The 17304-nt window shown below is 61.6% G+C and carries 16 protein-coding genes and 1 pseudogene; 2 read left to right on the forward strand and 15 right to left on the reverse strand.

Annotation, left to right across the window (positions count from 1 at the left end):
* The first annotated feature begins 135 nt into the window (after positions 1-135).
* Positions 136-858, forward strand: coding sequence for a peptidoglycan DD-metalloendopeptidase family protein (locus tag MMB74_RS15495; RefSeq protein ID WP_277429540.1), 723 nt, complete (start codon positions 136-138; stop codon positions 856-858).
* Positions 859-907: 49 nt separating this feature from the next.
* Here MMB74_RS15495 and MMB74_RS15500 read toward each other — a convergent pair whose 3' ends face one another.
* On the reverse strand, positions 908-1147 hold the full coding sequence (locus MMB74_RS15500) for a hypothetical protein (protein ID WP_277429541.1): 240 nt from the start codon (positions 1145-1147) through the stop codon (positions 908-910).
* A 225-nt stretch (positions 1148-1372) separates the two neighbouring features.
* Between MMB74_RS15500 and MMB74_RS15505 the strand changes: the two genes are divergently transcribed.
* Positions 1373-3850, forward strand: coding sequence for a glycogen/starch/alpha-glucan phosphorylase (locus MMB74_RS15505; RefSeq protein WP_277429542.1), 2478 nt, complete (start codon positions 1373-1375; stop codon positions 3848-3850).
* A 28-nt stretch (positions 3851-3878) separates the two neighbouring features.
* Here the strand turns inward: MMB74_RS15505 and MMB74_RS15510 are convergent, their stop codons facing one another.
* The 14 genes and pseudogenes from MMB74_RS15510 to MMB74_RS15575 all read right to left on the reverse strand — a co-directional run bounded on the left by MMB74_RS15510 (position 3879) and on the right by MMB74_RS15575 (position 17256).
* Positions 3879-4280, reverse strand: coding sequence for a DUF6232 family protein (locus tag MMB74_RS15510; protein WP_277429543.1), 402 nt, complete (start codon positions 4278-4280; stop codon positions 3879-3881).
* 136 nt (positions 4281-4416) lie between these two features.
* On the reverse strand, positions 4417-4671 hold the full coding sequence (locus MMB74_RS15515; protein WP_277429544.1) for a DUF2866 domain-containing protein: 255 nt from the start codon (positions 4669-4671) through the stop codon (positions 4417-4419).
* Positions 4672-4881: 210 nt separating this feature from the next.
* Complete coding sequence (locus MMB74_RS15520) at positions 4882-5901, reverse strand: tellurite resistance/C4-dicarboxylate transporter family protein (protein ID WP_277429755.1); 1020 nt, start codon at positions 5899-5901, stop codon at positions 4882-4884.
* A 380-nt stretch (positions 5902-6281) separates the two neighbouring features.
* A complete protein-coding gene (locus MMB74_RS15525) occupies positions 6282-6563 on the reverse strand; it encodes a DUF6566 family protein (protein WP_277429545.1) in 282 nt (93 codons plus the stop codon).
* Between the two features lie 185 nt (positions 6564-6748).
* Positions 6749-7099 carry a DUF59 domain-containing protein gene (locus MMB74_RS15530; RefSeq protein ID WP_277429756.1) on the reverse strand — a complete coding sequence of 117 codons (351 nt, stop codon included), beginning with the start codon at positions 7097-7099 and terminating at the stop codon, positions 6749-6751.
* Between the two features lie 24 nt (positions 7100-7123).
* A pseudogene (gene sufU, locus MMB74_RS15535) lies at positions 7124-7567 on the reverse strand (Fe-S cluster assembly sulfur transfer protein SufU); the annotation flags it as partial.
* Positions 7564-8826 carry a cysteine desulfurase gene (locus MMB74_RS15540; RefSeq protein ID WP_277429757.1) on the reverse strand — a complete coding sequence of 421 codons (1263 nt, stop codon included), beginning with the start codon at positions 8824-8826 and terminating at the stop codon, positions 7564-7566. The pseudogene sufU and the gene MMB74_RS15540, both read right to left, overlap by 4 nt.
* A 17-nt stretch (positions 8827-8843) precedes the next feature.
* Positions 8844-10151 carry a Fe-S cluster assembly protein SufD gene (gene sufD / locus MMB74_RS15545; protein ID WP_277429546.1) on the reverse strand — a complete coding sequence of 436 codons (1308 nt, stop codon included), beginning with the start codon at positions 10149-10151 and terminating at the stop codon, positions 8844-8846.
* Positions 10148-10930 (reverse strand): Fe-S cluster assembly ATPase SufC, encoded by a 783-nt coding sequence (gene sufC, locus MMB74_RS15550; protein ID WP_277429547.1) that lies wholly within the window; start codon positions 10928-10930, stop codon positions 10148-10150. Before sufC ends, sufD begins: the two co-directional genes overlap by 4 nt.
* An 18-nt stretch (positions 10931-10948) precedes the next feature.
* Positions 10949-12397 carry a Fe-S cluster assembly protein SufB gene (gene sufB, locus MMB74_RS15555; protein WP_277429548.1) on the reverse strand — a complete coding sequence of 483 codons (1449 nt, stop codon included), beginning with the start codon at positions 12395-12397 and terminating at the stop codon, positions 10949-10951.
* A gap of 4 nt (positions 12398-12401) precedes the next feature.
* Positions 12402-12866 (reverse strand): SUF system Fe-S cluster assembly regulator, encoded by a 465-nt coding sequence (locus MMB74_RS15560; RefSeq protein ID WP_277429549.1) that lies wholly within the window; start codon positions 12864-12866, stop codon positions 12402-12404.
* A 466-nt stretch (positions 12867-13332) separates the two neighbouring features.
* Positions 13333-14448: a succinylglutamate desuccinylase/aspartoacylase family protein gene (locus tag MMB74_RS15565; RefSeq protein WP_277429550.1), complete on the reverse strand. Its 1116-nt coding sequence runs from the start codon at positions 14446-14448 to the stop codon at positions 13333-13335.
* A gap of 203 nt (positions 14449-14651) precedes the next feature.
* Positions 14652-15422, reverse strand: coding sequence for an ABC transporter substrate-binding protein (locus MMB74_RS15570; protein ID WP_277429551.1), 771 nt, complete (start codon positions 15420-15422; stop codon positions 14652-14654).
* A gap of 364 nt (positions 15423-15786) precedes the next feature.
* Positions 15787-17256, reverse strand: coding sequence for an NAD-dependent succinate-semialdehyde dehydrogenase (locus MMB74_RS15575; protein ID WP_277429552.1), 1470 nt, complete (start codon positions 17254-17256; stop codon positions 15787-15789).
* Positions 17257-17304: the final 48 nt, after the last annotated feature.

The raw sequence follows: 17304 nt of genomic DNA on the forward strand, positions 1-17304 counted from the left end.
CCGTGATTGCAATACGGCCGATAGTCCTTTAACGGGCCGCGAAAGTCGGAGATTCGGGCGAACGCCGCAAGCTGCTCGTAGGCTAGCGGCGCTCGCGAGTTCGCAGTGCAACATTGCATCGATCGAGGGCCGAGGGTGAACACGGTGACCATTTCCGCACGACCACGCCTGGCATGGGCGCAGCTCACGCTGGCGCTGGCTGGCGTGACTTTTTTGGGCGGCTGTGCAACGAGCGACTGGTTCGGGCAGTCGTCTTTCCCACCGCAATCCGCGCAGCCGCAGCGCGCCGGCGTGCCGGCAGGCTTCTATCGCGTCAATCCCGGCGATACCCTGCCGGGCATCGCCATGGCGTTTGGCCAGCATGTCGACGACCTGGCCGCATGGAACAACCTGCCCAGCACCGCTAGACTTACGCCCGGTCAAGTGCTGCGCGTGGCGCCGCAGCCGGGCGCCAATGTCAATGCCGGTGCCGTTGCAAATCCGGCTGATGCAGCGATCGTCCGACCGGGCTGGCCTGCCTATGGCCAAGTCGTGCGGCTGACCGATGCCGGCAACGTCAAAGGCATCGTCATTACGGGGCGGCCAGGCGAGCCCGTCAAGGCGTCTGCCGACGGCAACGTCATTTATGTCGGCACGGGCGTCGATCAATACAAGTCCCTCATCGTGGTCAAGCACGGCGGCGACATCGTTACGGGTTACGCCGTGAACGGCGAGGTCCTCGTCAAAGAGGGCGATACGGTCAAGAAAGGCCAGCAGATCGCCGAGATGGGCGCCGATACGTCGGGGCGCGGCACGGTCGAATTCGAAATCCGCCGCGCGGGCAAGCCCGTCGACCCCTTGGCTTATCTGCCCCGCTGACTCCTGCCTGCCCGGGCACCAGTCGTGCTCGCATTCGCGTGCGGATGATTCACGCCACCGAAGCGAGCAAGATCGACAGCCGCCGCACATTGGCGCGAAACGCTTCGAGCGTGTCTCGTTCACCGGGTGCGTTGGGTTGAGGCTGGGCGGCCAGTTCGGCGTGAACCTTCAACTCATCGGCGATTTTGCATCGCGTATCGGGAGGCAGTGCACGGATGATCGACAGCGTCAGGAGTTCCTGCGCGTGCAGCATGCCCATGACCGAATGGATGTTCGCGTGCGTTGTCATAACGATCTCCGACGAGGGGCGCATGGGTTCCATACTAGGCCGTCGGGATCGATGCGCCAACGTCGGTCGAAAGTTGCGGGAGGCACGCGAGATACATGGAGCATCGGTGGAAGCATCGGCTTCGCAACCGCTCAAAAGAGCGTAACCTGAACATTCACGCGGTAGGCGCGACGCGCCGCTCGTCAGCAAAGCGCATGCCGCTGTTTGCCCACGAGGAGGAGTTCGATGACAGCCGTCGATCTGGAGTTCGACCAGCTCAACAGTACCGTCGATGCGCTTCGGCGCTCTATCTCCAATCGGTTGATGTATGGCGTCGGCAAAGACGCCGTGGCCGCGAGGCCACAAGATTGGCTCAATGCGGCGGCGCTCGCCGTCCGCGACCGGCTCGTCGCCCGTTGGATGAAAACCACGCGGCAGCAATACGAGCAAGACGTCAAACGCGTGTATTACCTGTCGATGGAGTTTCTGATCGGTCGCACGTTTACCAACGCGCTGCTCGCGCTCGGCATCTACGACCCAATGAAAGAAGCGCTGGCGAGCCTAGGCGTGGACATGCAGGCGCTGGTCGACCTCGAGCCGGACGCGGCGCTCGGTAACGGCGGTCTGGGCCGACTCGCCGCTTGCTTTCTCGATTCGATGGCGACGCTCGCGATTCCCGGATTCGGCTATGGGATTCGTTACGAGTACGGCATGTTCCGTCAGCAAATCGTCGGCGGGGAGCAGATCGAGACGCCTGACTACTGGCTGCGCGCCGGCAATCCCTGGGAGTTTCCGCGTCCCGAGGTGCAGTACATCGTCCACTACGGCGGACGCACGATCGTGCGCGACGGACGCAGCGAGTGGATCGACACCGAGCATGTGAATGCAATGGCGTTCGATACGGTCATTCCGGGCTTCGGCACGAGTGCGACCAATACCCTGCGGCTTTGGTCCGCACGGGCCACCGAGGAACTCGATCTATCCGCGTTCAATCAAGGCGACTATCGTCGCGCGGTCGAAGCGAAGGAACATTCGGAGAACGTGTCGCGGTTGCTTTATCCGGACGACTCGACGCCCGCCGGACGCGAGCTGCGATTGCGTCAGGAGTACTTCTTCGTCTCGGCCACGATGCAAGACCTGATTCGCCGCTATCAGCGCACGCACAGCACGTTCGGCCGGTTCGCGGAAAAGGTGGCGATCCATCTGAACGACACACATCCGGTGCTCGCGATTCCCGAGCTCATGCGTCTGCTCGTCGATATTCATCACGTGCCGTGGGAACGCGCCTGGAAGATGGTGCATCAGGTGTTCTCTTATACGAACCACACGTTGATGCCGGAGGCGCTCGAGACTTGGGACGTCGATCTGCTCGCGCGCTTGTTGCCGCGCCATCTCGAGATCATCTTCGAAATCAATGCCGGTTTCTTGAAGGAAGCGAGCGAGCATTTCGGGCATGACATCGAGGTGATTCGGCGCGTGTCGCTCGTCGACGAATACGGCCAGCGGCGCGTGCGGATGGCTCATCTTGCGATCGTAGCTAGCCAGAAAGTGAACGGCGTATCGAAGCTGCACTCGCAATTGATGGAGCGCGAGTTCTTCAGCGAGTTCGCGCGGTTCTTCCCCGAGCGCTTCACCAATGTGACGAACGGCATCACGCCGCGGCGTTGGCTTTCGCAAGCAAACCGTCCGTTGTCGGCGCTCATCGACGCGCATATCGGCGCTCACTGGCGCACCGATTTGTTCGAGCTCGGCAAGCTGCGCGCGCTCAGGGACGACCCGGCGTTCACGTCGGAGTTTCGGGCGGCCAAACGGCGCAACAAGATCCGCCTCGCTCAGCATCTGCTCGAGGAAATGGGCTGCACCATTCACCCGGATGCGCTGTTCGATTTGCAAGTGAAGCGCATCCACGAGTACAAACGGCAACTCTTGAACGTGCTGCATGTGATCGTCCGCTATAACCGCATCCGCGCGCGGCCGAACGAGGACTGGGTGCCGCGCGTCGTGATCTTCGCAGGTAAGGCGGCCTCGGCCTACAAGATGGCGAAGACGATCATCCGGCTCATCGGCGACGTGGGCGAAAAGGTCAATCGCGACCCGATCATCGGCGATCGCTTGAAGGTCGTGTTCGTGCCGAACTACGGCGTGAGCGTGGCGGAAATGTTGATACCCGCTGCCGATTTGTCGGAGCAGATCTCGATGGCCGGTACCGAGGCCTCAGGCACGGGCAACATGAAACTCGCGCTCAACGGCGCGCTGACGATCGGCACCATGGACGGCGCGAACATCGAAATCTGCGAGGCAGTGGGGCGCGAAAACATGTTCATCTTCGGGAACACGGCCGATAGCGTGAGCGAACTGCGCGCATCGGGCTACCGGCCGCGCGAGATCTACGAGCGCGATCCCGAGTTGCGCTTGGCCTTGGATCAAATCCGCACCGGCTACTTCTCCGACGGCGATCCGCACCGCTTCTCCGACATCTTTCACACGCTGGTGGATTGGGGCGACCACTACATGGTGCTGGCCGATTTCGCCGCGTTCGCGCAAGCTCAAGACGCGGTGGACGCGCGCTTTCGCGACCCGCGGGCATGGACGGCGAGCGCCGTCGAGAACGTGGCCGCGATGGGGCGTTTTTCATCGGATAGGACGATCGCCGAATACGCGCGCAACATTTGGCGCGTCAAGTCTTTGCTCGTGGATCAGGACGAGGCGGGGCGCGCTGCCTAACCGGGGAGCCGCCGCCCCGGGCGCGCTGCTAGGCTGACTGCTGTGTGGGGGCTTGGCGCAACGCTTCGAGTGCGCCTCGCAGTGCTTGCTCGACGCGTTTGACGAAAGCGAGGTCGGGGCTCGACAGCGCTTCTCGATCGCCGGAGGGCGTCACGACCATGAGCCGATGTGTGATGTCTTGCGTCGACCAGGCAAGCATCCCGACGACGACCAGCATGACGCCGAGCGTCAAGCCGGCGCCGGAACCGAGCACGCCGCCCGTGACCGCGGCAATGGCGCCGATCAGCGAAAGCGAGAGCGGCACGATTTTGTTCTTTTGGATCGTCTCCGTGCGTGCATCCTGGATTTCGCGCAACGAGAAGATTTGACCGCCCGCGCTCAGCCCGTTGCGCGTGATCATGACGCCACGCTCGTTGAAGGTATTGTCCATCGAGAAACGTTGGGATGTAGGTGTGAATCCGCCAGCCTAGCAGAGAACGAAGCCGTGCGTCATCGAGCGTGCGGCCATACCGCCCCGAGGGCGGCTTAGGCGAAGCTGCGGACGAGGCGGACGACGCGGCGGGAATTCAGCACACTTCGCTGACGTAGAGCCGCCCGGGGATATGCGATGCGACGAGGCGTGCGATGTCGGTATCGGTGTACTCGGCCGGAACGACGCAGCGGTGCGAAGGCGCGTCTTTGTACATCGTCCATTCGACCAATCGATAGGTGCGCCCCCACGGGCGTTGCACCGGCGTGGACACACGACAGCTTTGGACCGGCAACGCATGCTCGCGTTTGAGCATCGTGCGCAGATGCTTGAACACCGTATCTTCGATCATTGCCGTTTCCGTTTCCGCTTTACGGCGCCGCAAGGGCCGTGCGGCCGCCGCGCGAAGGAGTCTAAAAAAACGCCGCCGATGCTCCGGCGGCTCAACAGGGGTGGTATGGAGTGCATAGTCGCAGCCCAGAATTAAGCCAAACTTAAGAGGGGTGTTTCAGCATGTTTCGGTGCGTGACAAAAAGCGGGTTTGCGAAGTGATCGATCCGGATCAGCCCCAGTGTGCGCAGCGTGCCGCAATACGCCCCGCTAGTTGGTGCGCCAGCCCGAGAAAAGTCGCCAACCAAGCGATCAGCGAGATCCAGAAGAACGTGCGCGGCAGAAACCACAGGAAGTCGAAGCTCATGGCCCGCAGCATTTGGTGCGTGCTGGCCGAGTACATACCTAGCGGAAACACCGCTCCCCAGTAAAGAGGGTCGTAGCGCAGCGGGAAGCGCCGATAGATGTGGCGCCACACGCCAAGCAATAACAGCATCGGGATCCACCACGTACCGGTGGCCCAGTAGAAGATGGTGAAACCCTTGATGAACGGCTCCAGCGAGCGCAAGTACCACGCGTCCGGGACGTTGAGAATCAGCATCGAGCCCGCCATCGTGGAGATAGCCATCGCGCCCATGTTGATCCAGTACGGCGGCGACAGGTCGGCGGGGGAAAACCGAAACATCGTGTAGCGATAAAAGATCAGAGACATCATCCAGATGTAGAGCATGCCACCCAGCAGCCACATCGACAGCGCGAGGAAGTTGATTTCCAGTCGGCTGGGCTGCTGGATGTGGGCCGCCACAAGCGCACCGAGCACCGCCAGCGATTGAGACGCCACCACTGCCAGTAGCCAGGCGCCGTTGATGCCGTTGTCGAGCGTGGGTTTGCTCTCCTTGACGGTCAAGCCGGTGAAGATCGTATAAATCAACAGTATCCACAATCCGATGGCGACGCCGAACAGAATCGTGCCGGCCGCGAAGTTGCCGTCGAGCAAGATGGCCTGGCTGCCGAGGAGGCTGGTGGCGGCGACCATCGTGAAAAAGCCCGGCCCGCGCAGATGGTCGATCATGTCGCCAAAGAACTGGCGTGGATAACGCACCGCACGCAGCACCGTCAGCACCCACAACACCGCGTAAAAGACGATGTTTGCGTAGAACAGCGCCTGCGCCAAGCCAAGGATACCCTCGCGGTAGGCAGCCAGCGAGACGATACCGGTGGCCATGACCATGCCGAAGTAGGCCGCGGACATGCCGGCCAAGCCGCTATCGCCGGCCGTTTGAGCTGTTGTTGGGGATAAATTCACCGGAAAGATGTTCCCAGGGTAAAGAGGCGAAATGGCATCCGACTAAAGAAGGAACCGCTGTCATTTTCAACCAGGCTCGGCGCGTGTATTTCATGGTCGCGATACTTTCGTGTCGGCGCCTCCCAGACGAACGTGAAACCCCGTGCCGATCCAGCGTTGCGACCGAGGAAGATAGAAAGTGAAATCGAGGATCGAATGAGCCGCAACGTCGGTGTCGCCCAAACGAACGCTGTGCGTGGAGAACGCGCGTATCTCCGAAGGCCTGTCAGCCGCGTCGTGCTATCCATCGAAGCCGTAGTGCAGCTGGAAGGGCTCCAGATTTTCGATCAGCGGTGCCCGACCGACGGCTCTTGCGGTGTGTCCAGCACGCCGCTATCGATCAGCTTGACAGCATACTCCAGCGCATCCCGTCGGGCTTCGCCCTCCGATAACCAGCGTTCGCTGAAGAACGGCAGATGCCAGTCGGCCATCACTTTTTCACCGCGTTCAATCTTGACGGTTGCAATGTAAGCATCGGGCAACGCATCGCGCGTAGAGATTCGGAGAACGGGAAAGGTCTGGATGCGGATCGTCCGTTCATGCCAAGAGTCATGAGTCATCGTTCCCATCTGAACGCTCCTTCGCTAGCCTGTCGGCTGCATTGCCACCGTTTCCTCACGATATCTCGACACAACGGGAGCAACTTGCGGTAGATCAAAATATCGATGTTATGTCACGATGTGACGTATTTCCAACCTCGCCTCACGGGCCCGCATCGAAGGTATCGATCTCAGCGCAGCGGACTCGGAAGTTCTTAAAGCAGACCGAGTTCTAGCTTCACTTCATCCGTCATGGAATCGATGCTCCACGGTGGTTCCCACACCAGCTCTACATGCACCGATTTCACGCCCGGCACTTCGGCCACGCGCTCTTCGACCACGCTGGGGAAGGTGCCGGCCACAGGGCATGCTGGCGCGGTCAACGTCATCTCGATCTGCACGGCCCCTTCCGGGCCGATGTCGAGCAAGTAGATCAACCCGAGGTCATAAATGTTGACGGAAATTTCGGGATCGTAGATCGTGCGCAGCACGGCGATGATGTCGTTGCGCAACGCCTCTTCGTCGATGGTCGCTTCTTGCCCCGCGTTTGCATTCTCCAGGTCCATGGTGGAATCTCGTATCGATAACTGCTCGGTGGTGATGGACCCGGCGCGGTCCTTCAAGGCGGCCTGGAGGGTATGCCAGGCCAGCGTCGCGCACTTCACGCGCGCCGGGAATTCGCGCACTCCGGCCAGCACTTCCAGCTTCCCCAGATCGGGCGCCGGCTCGGCATCGTCATGCGTGAGCAAGTGGTGGAATTGCTCGAACAGATGCTCGGCCTCTTCCACCGTCCTGTTCTTGAGTGCGTCGGTCATGAGCGATGCCGACGCTGTGGAAATCGCGCAACCGGCGCCTTCGAAGCTAACGTCCTCGATCACGTCGCCGTTCACGTGCAGATAGATCGTCAGCTCGTCGCCGCACAGCCGGTTGTGACCGTGTGCCACATGGTTGGCATGGGTCATCGCGTGGAAATTGCGCGGCTTCTTGTAGTGGTCGAAGATCACATCCTGATAGAGGTCTCGCAAATCGCTCATCGCTGAAACATCTCCTGTACCTTCGCAATTCCCGCCATCAAAGCATCGACCTCGGCGCGCGTGTTGTACAGCGAAAAGGACGCGCGCGCCGTGCTGGCCAGGCCGAAGCGCTGCATGATCGGCATGGCGCAATGATGGCCGGCGCGGATGGCGATGCCATCATGGTCGAGTATGGTGCCGACATCATGCGGGTGCACGCCTTCGAGCGTGAACGACAGAATGCTCGCCTTCTCGCGCGCGGTGCCGATGATTTTCAGGCCTCTGATGCCGTTCGCCAGGCCGGTTGCATACGCCAGCAAGTCGCGCTCGTGAGTCGCGATGGCGGCGATGCCTATCGATGTCAGGTAATCCAGTGCATGTCCCAGCCCAATGGCGCCGGCGATGTTCGGCGTGCCTGCCTCGAACTTGTATGGCAGGTCGTTGTACAGCGTCTCGCCGAAGGTGACCGAACTGATCATGTCGCCGCCGCCCTGGTAGGGCGGCATCGCATCGAGCCAAGCTTGCTTCCCGTACAGTACGCCGATGCCGGTCGGCGCGTAGATCTTGTGCCCGGAGAACGCGTAGAAATCGCAACCGAGCGCATTCACATCCACTTCGAGGTGCGCGATGGCCTGTGCGCCGTCCAGCAGCACGGGCACCTGGTGCGCATGCGCTATCTCGACGATGTCCTTGACCGGTGTGATGCTGCCGAGCGCGTTGGACAGATGTGTGATCGCGACCAGCTTGGTCCTCGGCCCGATCAGGCGTCCCAGCATCTCGATGTCCAGTTCGCCGGCGTCGTTCACTGGCGCCACGCGCAGTTCCGCCCCGGTCTGGCCGCACACCATCTGCCACGGCACGATGTTGGAATGGTGCTCCATCGCGCTGACGATGATGTTGTCCAGCTCGGTCAAACGCGGCCGGCCGAAGCATTGCGCGACTAGGTTGATCGCCTCCGTCGCGCCACGCACAAAAACGATCTCCTTCGCGCTGGCAGCATTGATGAAGCGCCGCACCTTCTCGCGCGCTTCTTCATACTGGTCGGTAGCGCGCAGGCTCAACGTGTGCACGCCACGATGCACGTTGGAATTGGCGTGGCGGTAGAAGGCTGCTTCAGCCTCGATCACCGATACCGGCTTGTGCGTGGTGGCGGCGTTGTCGAGATAGATCAGGGGTTTGCCGCGCACGGTCTCGCGCAGCACTGGAAAGTCTCCCCGCCAGCGCGCAACATCGCCATCGACATGATGAGGACTACTAAGCAATTCGGTTTCCATTTTCATCACCATTCTTCGACCCGTTATTTCTGCGGCAAGCGGGCCAACAGGATCTCTTGAAGACGGGTACGCAGCGATGCGATGCGGATGCGCTCGATCACGTCGAGCGCGAACGCATGCACCAGAAGCCCGTGAGCCACGGCCTTGTCGATCCCGCGCGAGCGCAGATAGAACAATTGCGCTTCGTCCAGTTGGCCGACGGTCGCGCCATGATTGCATTTCACATCGTCGGCATAGATTTTCAACTCCGGCTTGGTATCCACTTCCGCGTCGCACGACAACAACAGATTATGGTTAGTCTGGTAGGCGTTAGACTTTTGCGCGCCGGGCTGCACGATGACCTTGCCGTCGAATACGGCATGCGACTGGCCCTCCAGCACGCCGCGATAATGCTCGCGGCTGGTGCCGTTCGGCTGGCGATGATCGACGCAGGTATGGTGGTCGACATGCTGCGTGCCGCCCACCAGATACAGTCCGTTCAGCGTGGCTTCGCAGCCGTTTCCATGGAATGCGATCGTGATGTCGTTACGGGCTAGTGCCGCGCCGAACGAGATCGAATGCGACTCCAGCCGGCTGTCGCGCTGCTGTAGGGCATGGATGCCTCCCACGTGATAGGCCGCGGAACCGTCTTGCTGCAGCTTGTGATGCGCGATTGCGGCATTGCCGTCGGCGAAGATGCTCGTCACCACGTTGTTGAAATACGTTATGCCGTCGATCCCGGCATAGTGCTCGATCACGGTGGCCTGCGCGCCGTCTTCGGCGACGATCACATTCCGCATGTGGTGAGCGGCGGCCGATTCGGTCGAGAGGAACAGCAGGTGCACCGGCGCTTCCAGCACAATGCCGCGCTGCAGCCGCAGGAAGGCGCCATCGGCCATGAAGGCGGTACTGAGCGCACCGAACACCGTCTGCCGCTCGTCGTTGGTGAGGTATGATTCGAGCAAATCCGGCGCCGACTTCAGCGCATCGGCAAGGCTGCAGAGGCGGGCGCCGGTCGGCAGAGCACCGAGGTCGGACAGCCACGGCGCATAATGACCGTCGAGAAACACGAGCACGTGACCCACATCGGCGGCAAGCGCATGGCGAGTCATCAAGGGATGGGGACCGGCATGCGTGCGAGCGCTCGTCGTAGCGTGAAAGCGTTGCTTTTCGAGCGCTGCCACGCTGGTGTATTTCCAGTCTTCATCGCTCCGAGTAGGAAAGCCGCGTAGCGCGAACTGGTCTAGCGCGTCCTTGCGCAACCGGTCGAGCCACGGCACGCCGCGACCCGGCAACGTGCCGGCCACACGGGCGAAGTCGGCCAGATAATGGCCCCGTGCGTCCGTATTCATCGTGCCCCCGCCCGTACGGGTGTCTTTTTCCCGGCCGCAGTTTCATCGAGCCAGCCATAGCCGCGCTCCTCGAGTTCGAGCGCCAGCTCCTTGCCGCCGCTCCGGACGATGCGTCCCTTCGACAACACATGGACGTAATCCGGCACCACGTAGTCCAGCAGACGCTGGTAGTGCGTCACGACGATCATCGAACGCTCGGCGCTGCGCAAGGCATTGATGCCCTTGGCCACGAGTTGCAGCGCGTCGATGTCGAGGCCCGAGTCGGTTTCGTCGAGGATCGCCAGCTTCGGCTCCAAAAGCGCCATCTGCAACACTTCATTGCGCTTCTTCTCTCCGCCGGAAAAACCTTCGTTGACCGAGCGGTACAGCAGATCTTGACCCATCTCCATCTGCTTCATCTTTTCCTTGATGAGCTTGAGGAACTCCATGGCGTCGAGTTCCGGCAGACCGCGGTGCTTGCGTACATTGTTGACGGCTGCCTTCAGCAGGTGAACGTTGCTCACGCCGGGAATTTCCACCGGATACTGAAACGCGAGGAAGACGCCTTCGTGCGCACGCTCCTCCGGCGCCAGCGGCAGCAAATCTCGCCCCTGGAACAGCACTTCGCCGCCGGTGACTTCGTAGCTCTCGCGTCCGGCGAGCACCTGCGCCAGTGTGCTCTTGCCCGAGCCGTTCGGCCCCATGATCGCGTGCACCTCGCCCGGGTTCACGGTCAGGTTCAGCCCGTGAAGGATGGGCGTCTTGTCGACGGACGCTTGCAGATTGGTGATTTTCAACATGCTTGTCTTTTCCTTTGCTTAACCCACGCTGCCTTCCAGGCTCACGCTCAACAGCTTTTGCGCTTCCACGGCAAATTCCATCGGAAGTTCCTTGAACACTTCCTTGCAGAAGCCGTTCACGATCATGGACACGGCGTCTTCCGCCGACAGGCCGCGCTGACGGCAATAGAAGAGCTGGTCCTCGCCGATGCGCGACGTGGTGGCTTCGTGCTCGACTCGCGCCGTCGGATTGCGCACTTCGATGTAAGGGAAGGTGTGTGCGCCGCACAGGTCGCCCAGCAGCAACGAGTCGCATTGCGTGTGGTTGCGCGCACCGGCGGCATTCTTCATGATCTTCACCAGCCCGCGATAGGCGTTTTGTCCTTTGCCGGCGGAGATACCCTTCGAGACGATGGTGCTGCGCGTGTTGCGCCCGAGGTGAATCATCTTGGTGCCGGTGTCGGCCTGCTGGTGGTTGTTGGTCAACGCGACTGAATAGAACTCGCCGGTCGAGTTGTCACCGCGCAGCAGCACACTCGGGTACTTCCAGGTGATGGCCGAGCCGGTCTCGACTTGGGTCCAGGAAATATGCGAGTTCGCACCGCGGCAATCGCCGCGCTTGGTGACGAAGTTGTAGATGCCACCCTGGCCATTCCTGTCCCCCGGGTACCAATTTTGCACCGTCGAGTACTTGATCCTGGCATCCTCCAGCGCCACGAGTTCTACCACCGCGGCATGCAACTGGTTCTCATCGCGCATCGGCGCGGTGCAGCCTTCTAGATAGCTGACAGAGGCGCCCTTGTCGGCGATGATCAGCGTCCGTTCGAACTGGCCGGTATCCTTGGCGTTCATGCGGAAGTAGGTGGACAACTCCATCGGGCAGCGCACGCCGGGCGGGATGTAGCAGAAAGAGCCGTCGGAGAACACGGCCGAATTGAGCGCGGCAAAGAAGTTGTCGGAAGCGGGCACGACCGAACCGAGATACTGCCGGATCAGGTCCGGGTGCTTCTGCACCGCTTCGGAGAACGAACAGAAGATGATGCCGAGTTCAGCCAGCTTGTCCTTGTAGGTGGTGCCGACCGATACGCTGTCGAACACCGCGTCCACCGCCACGCCCGCTAGGCGCTCGCGCTCGTGCAGCGGCACGCCGAGCTTTTCATAGGTGCGCAACAGCTCCGGGTCGACTTCGTCCAGACTCTTTGGTCGGTCCTTGAGCGACTTCGGCGCGGAATAATAGATGATGTCCTGGTAATCGATCTTCGGATAAGAGACCGTCGCCCATGCCGGCTCCTTCATCGTCAGCCAGTGGCGGAACGCCTTCAGGCGCCACTCCAGCATGAATGCCGGCTCGTTCTTGCGCGCTGAGATAAGGCGGATCGTATCCTCGCTTAAGCCGCGCGGCACCGTATCGGTTTCCAATTCGGTGATGAACCCGTGCCGGTATTCGCTGCCAATGAGGGTGTCGAGCGTCATCGCTGCATCTGCCATGATGTCATTTCCTTGTCGTTGCCGGGGCGCGTTGGCGGGTGAGCGCGCTAGTGTCGACGGGTTGCGGTATGGGCGTGCTCAATTGGTCGAGCGTGATCTCGTTCAGCACGCCAAACACGGCGCGGTTGATGCGCAGCCAGTTCGCACGCACCGCGCACGACGATTCCTGGCTGCACAAGCCGGGCGTAACACTGCATTCGGTCATGCCGATCGGCCCGTCCATGGCAAGGATGATCTCGGCCAGCGTAATCTGGCTGGCTGGCCGCGTTAGCAGGTAGCCGCCGCGCGCGCCGCGCTGCGAAGCCACCAGGCCCCCGCGTCCCAGTATCTTGAGAATTTTGCTGACCGTGGGCACCGGGACTCGAATCGAATCGGCGATTTCCGATGCGCTCCGGCTGCGTTGCGGCTCGTCAACCATCGCGGCCAGAATCACCGTGCCATAGTCGGCCATCTTGCTGAGTCTTAACATCGTCCATTGCGAGTCATTGAAAACAGTACCAAATTAGTCCTATTAAGGAAATTTTTCAAGCCCCGTGTGGAATGTGGAGGCCAGGGCTGAGCGCTGGAACGACCGCAAGGCGCTCGCCGCAGAACTCGGGGATGTGTGGAGGGCGTCGTCGGCGAGAGCCGCGACGCACGCGCTACCTAAGAGGGGGATGTCCGCGTGTTGCGGGCCGCTTCATCGAGTCTTGAAGACGTGGAGTAACCCGCTGAGAGGTGGGATTTTTCGAGCGCCGCTCGCGCGGGCGTGTGACGCGGTGTCACACGTTTGGTTGGTCGCAGGACCACATTTCGAGTGCCGGCAGCAACGTGTGCCGATGTCGCGAAAGCTCGCTATTCGCGATTCGTCTTGCGCCGGTTGATTCGGGCGTGCATTCGCCCAGTGAAGGCAAGGGAAGGCGTCCAAAAACGTGAACGCCCATCCCAAACTGCACTCAAGCCGAAAGCAAGCTCCCGGTGCGGATGGGCTTGGCGCCGGCGATGCGCGCCACCTCCATGCCGGCCGTCGCAAAGCGCGTGCGATGTCGCGCATAAAGCACGCCGGCCGTGCCCGCGCAGACGGTTTCGACGCGGTCGGTCAGCGGGTCGACGATATCGGCGATTTCCTGGCCGGGCTCGATCCAAATGCCGGCCGGCGTGCGAAAGACGAGCACGCCAGAAATCGGCGCGATCAGCGGCTCGGTGCCGGAGAGCGGGGTGGCCGGAAACGCGAGCGGCGGCAGATGCGCCGGCGTAGCGTCGATCAGCCCGCGCTGCGTCAAGTATTCGACGATCGCCTGCGAATCGTGTTCGGCATGGCCGTAGGAGACGTCGGCTTGGCCGCGCAACTCGATCGTCACGGAGATGGAGCCGTTCGGAATCGGGAAGCGGCTGCCGAAGCGCGCACGCAGTTCCGACCAGCAGAAGCTATGGATTTCGTCGAACGGATTGCCGATCGAATTGAGCGCGAGCAGCGACGCTTTTGCATCGAGATAGCGGGCGAGCGGTTCGACGTCGTGCCACAACTCCGGATTCGTATACAGATGCATCGCGCCTTCGAAATCGCAGTGCAGATCGAGGACGATATCGGCGTCGAACGATAGCCGCTGCAATGCCAGTCGTTGCGATTCGAGTTCGGTGCGTGGGATTTGCGCATCGAGCGCTTCGCGCATCGCTTGACGCACCGCGCGCAGGTTGGCGTCGGCATCCCCGCTCAAACGGCCTTCGATGCGGGGCGATACCAAGGCCGCCAAATTGTAGAAGTTGCGGTTGAAGTTCGTCGCCGTATTCGTTTCGAACCGGCCGATCAATTGCCCAAGCACGTGTTGATTGAGACCGATCGGATTGGGCACCGGCACGACGACGAATTCGGCTTTCAACTTGCCCGCCGCTTCGAGCGCGGCGAGTTTGCGGCGCAATTCCCAGGCGACGAGCATGCCCGGCAATTCGTCGGCGTGCAGAGACGATTGCACGTACACTTTTTGCCCGCCTTCGGGGCCGTAGTGAAAGCTCGTCAACGTGCGCTCGGTACCGAGCGAAGGGGCAATCAGCGGATGGATCTTCTTTTGCATAGCGATTTTTTGGCGCGCGCGTGCACGCCGCACATCGAATGGATAGTGTTCGATTGTACGTCGGCCGCGCCACGGTAGACAAAAGCGGGCCGAATCGCCATGCAAAAAGGCTCCGGTTCGACGCGGAGCCTCTTGCTTGGTACGGCTTGATGCGACTCGATGTCGCCTGCGGGCCGGCGCGCGTGCGGCCGGCCCGGGATTCGTCAGCTCTTGGGCGCGACGTCGAAGTCGAAGTACTTCTTCTCGATCTTCTTGTACGTGCCATCCTTCATCATGCCGTCGATGGCTTTGTCGACCAATGCCTTCAAGTCCGCGTCATCCTTGCGCAAGCCCATGGCGGCCGCGCCGCTCTGGATTTCGTCGCCGGCTTGTTGGAACTGCGCGCCGCGCGGTTGCTTCAGGAAGCCGATTTCGGCCTGAACCTTGTCTTGCAAGGCTGCGTCCAGGCGGCCCGAGATCAGGTCTTGATAGACCTGGTCTTGGTTCTGGTATGCGACGACGTTGACGCCTTTGGCGGCCCAGTTGTCTTTGGCGTACTTTTCTTGCGTGGTGCCTTGCTCGACGCCGACCGACTTGCCCTTGAGCGATTCAGCCGTCGGCGTCAGGCCCGAGCCCTTCTTTGCAACGAGCGCGGTGGGGGTCTCGAACAGCGGCTTGGAAAATGCGATTTCCTTCTCGCGCTCCGGGGTGACCGTCATCGACGACAACACGCCGTCGAACTTCTTGGCCTTCAGGCCGGGAATCATGCCGTCGAAGTCGTTTTCGACCCACACGCACTTGGCATGCACCCGCTTGCAGATTTCGTTGCCCAGGTCGATGTCGAAGCCGACGAGCTTGCCGTCGGCGCTTTTCGATTCGAACGGGGCATAGCTCGCGTCCACACCGATACGGATTTGTTTCCAGTCTTTGGCCTGCGCTACGCCGGCAGAGACGGCGAGTACGGCGACGGTCACGGCGGTTAATAATTTCTTCACGTTGACTCCTCGAGTGGTTCGATCGACCTCGATGCTGCGCGAGCCGCATCGAGGCGCCGTCCTGCGCGGCAGGCGGCCCGATGGTTTTCCTGGCTGCCGAGTGCGGCAGCGCGGCGCAAAGCATACCAAGACAAATTGAGGCGCAGCTAGTAAAACACCGCTTGGCGCGCAAACGCAACATTTCGAAAGCCGTTGAAAGCTACCGAAAGCCCGTCCAAACCTGCCAATTGCGGCTCGAGTCGAAGACGCGGCATTGCGTCACCGGTCTTCGAATTGTTCCTCTAGTACGCGCTCGTTATGCCGCGCCATTTGCGCCTTGACCGGAATACACCTAAAGAATCAACGTATTGAATCGTGATGCGACTCAAATCCCCATGCACAGATATTTGACGACCACGTATTCGTCGATGCCGTAATGCGATCCTTCGCGCCCGAGCCCCGATTGTTTGACGCCGCCGAAAGGCGCCACTTCGTTCGAGATGATGCCCGTGTTGATTCCGACCATGCCGTATTCGAGCGCTTCGGCCACGCGCCAAACGCGGCCGATGTCGCGGCTGTAGAAGTAGGCGGCAAGGCCGAACTCGGTGTCGTTCGCGAGGCGCACGACTTCATCGTCGCTGGCGAACTTGAACAGGGGCGCGACGGGGCCGAACGTCTCTTCTTTCGCCACTTTCATCTCCGAGGTCACGCCCGCGAGGATCGTCGGCTCGAAGAAATTGTGGCCGAGCGCGTGGCGCTTGCCGCCCGTGACGACGCGCGCACCCTTGGCAAGGGCGTCGTCGATATGCGTTTCGACTTTCAGCAACGCCGCTTCGTTGATCAGGGGGCCTTGCGTGACGCCGGGCTCGGTGCCGCGGCCGACCTTCAACTGCTCCTGAACGGCCGCGCGCAGCTTGTCCGCGAACGCGTCGTAGACCTTTTCGTGAACGTAGAAGCGGTTCGCGCAAACGCAAGTCTGGCCGCTGTTGCGGTATTTGGAGGCGATGGCCCCGACGACGGCCGCGTCGAGATCGGCGTCGTCGAACACGATGAAGGGCGCATTGCCGCCCAATTCCAGCGACACCTTCTTGACCGTGGGGGCGCATTGCTGCATCAGCAAGCGTCCAACGCCGGTCGATCCGGTGAACGAAAGCTTGCGAACCAGCGCGTTGCTCGTCATTTCAGCGCCGATCGCCTTGGGCTCGCCCGTCACGACGCTCAGTACGCCGGCCGGCACGCCGGCACGCTCGGCCAGCACGGCGAGCGCTAGCGCCGAGAGCGGCGTGGCCTCGGCCGGTTTGACCACGATCGGGCAGCCGGCGGCGAGCGCGGGCCCGACCTTGCGCGTGATCATGGCAGCCGGAAAATTCCATGGCGTGATCGCGGCGCAGACGCCAACCGGTTCCTTCACGACGACGATGCGCTTGTCGGTCGTCGGGCTCGGAATCGTGTCGCCGTACACGCGCTTCGCTTCCTCGCCGAACCACTCGAAGAACGACGCCGCATAGCCGATCTCGCCTTTGGCCTCGGCCAGCGGCTTGCCTTGTTCGGCCGTCATGATGGCTGCGAGGTCGTCCGCGTTGGCGAGCATCAGGTCGCTCCACTTGCGCAGCACGGCCGCGCGCGCCTTCGCCGGTAGCGCGCGCCACGCGGCCCACGCTTGGTTTGCCGCTTCGATGGCACGGCGCGTCTCCGCGGCGCCCATCTTGGGCACGGTCGCGAGCACGCCGCCCGTGGCCGGGTTGCGTACCTCGAACGAGGCGCCGCTATCGGCGTCTTGCCAGCTTCCGGCGATGAATGCCTGGGTCTTGAGCAGCGACGGGTCTTTCAGATCGATCTGTTCCAGGTTCTGCATGTCAGCTCCACTCCAACGCGTGAATCGAGAAGGCGTAAAACGAAAAGC

The organism is Trinickia sp. Y13, assembly GCF_029522115.1.
Taxonomy (GTDB): domain Bacteria; phylum Pseudomonadota; class Gammaproteobacteria; order Burkholderiales; family Burkholderiaceae; genus Trinickia.

Coding starts and splice junctions, on each gene's coding strand:
- MMB74_RS15530 (WP_277429756.1), bottom strand. CDS start 7,099: ATGGACCTGGAGAATGCAAACGCGGGGCAAGAAGCGACCATCGACGAA.
- MMB74_RS15515 (WP_277429544.1), bottom strand. CDS start 4,671: ATGATCGAAGATACGGTGTTCAAGCATCTGCGCACGATGCTCAAACGC.
- sufD (WP_277429546.1), bottom strand. CDS start 10,151: ATGAATACGGACGCACGGGGCCATTATCTGGCCGACTTCGCCCGTGTG.
- MMB74_RS15540 (WP_277429757.1), bottom strand. CDS start 8,826: ATGAAAATGGAAACCGAATTGCTTAGTAGTCCTCATCATGTCGATGGC.
- MMB74_RS15505 (WP_277429542.1), top strand. CDS start 1,373: ATGACAGCCGTCGATCTGGAGTTCGACCAGCTCAACAGTACCGTCGAT.
- MMB74_RS15565 (WP_277429550.1), bottom strand. CDS start 14,448: ATGCAAAAGAAGATCCATCCGCTGATTGCCCCTTCGCTCGGTACCGAG.
- MMB74_RS15520 (WP_277429755.1), bottom strand. CDS start 5,901: ATGTCCGCGGCCTACTTCGGCATGGTCATGGCCACCGGTATCGTCTCG.
- sufC (WP_277429547.1), bottom strand. CDS start 10,930: ATGTTGAAAATCACCAATCTGCAAGCGTCCGTCGACAAGACGCCCATC.
- MMB74_RS15510 (WP_277429543.1), bottom strand. CDS start 4,280: ATGGACAATACCTTCAACGAGCGTGGCGTCATGATCACGCGCAACGGG.
- MMB74_RS15525 (WP_277429545.1), bottom strand. CDS start 6,563: ATGGGAACGATGACTCATGACTCTTGGCATGAACGGACGATCCGCATC.
- sufB (WP_277429548.1), bottom strand. CDS start 12,397: ATGGCAGATGCAGCGATGACGCTCGACACCCTCATTGGCAGCGAATAC.
- MMB74_RS15560 (WP_277429549.1), bottom strand. CDS start 12,866: ATGTTAAGACTCAGCAAGATGGCCGACTATGGCACGGTGATTCTGGCC.
- MMB74_RS15575 (WP_277429552.1), bottom strand. CDS start 17,256: ATGCAGAACCTGGAACAGATCGATCTGAAAGACCCGTCGCTGCTCAAG.
- MMB74_RS15500 (WP_277429541.1), bottom strand. CDS start 1,147: ATGACAACGCACGCGAACATCCATTCGGTCATGGGCATGCTGCACGCG.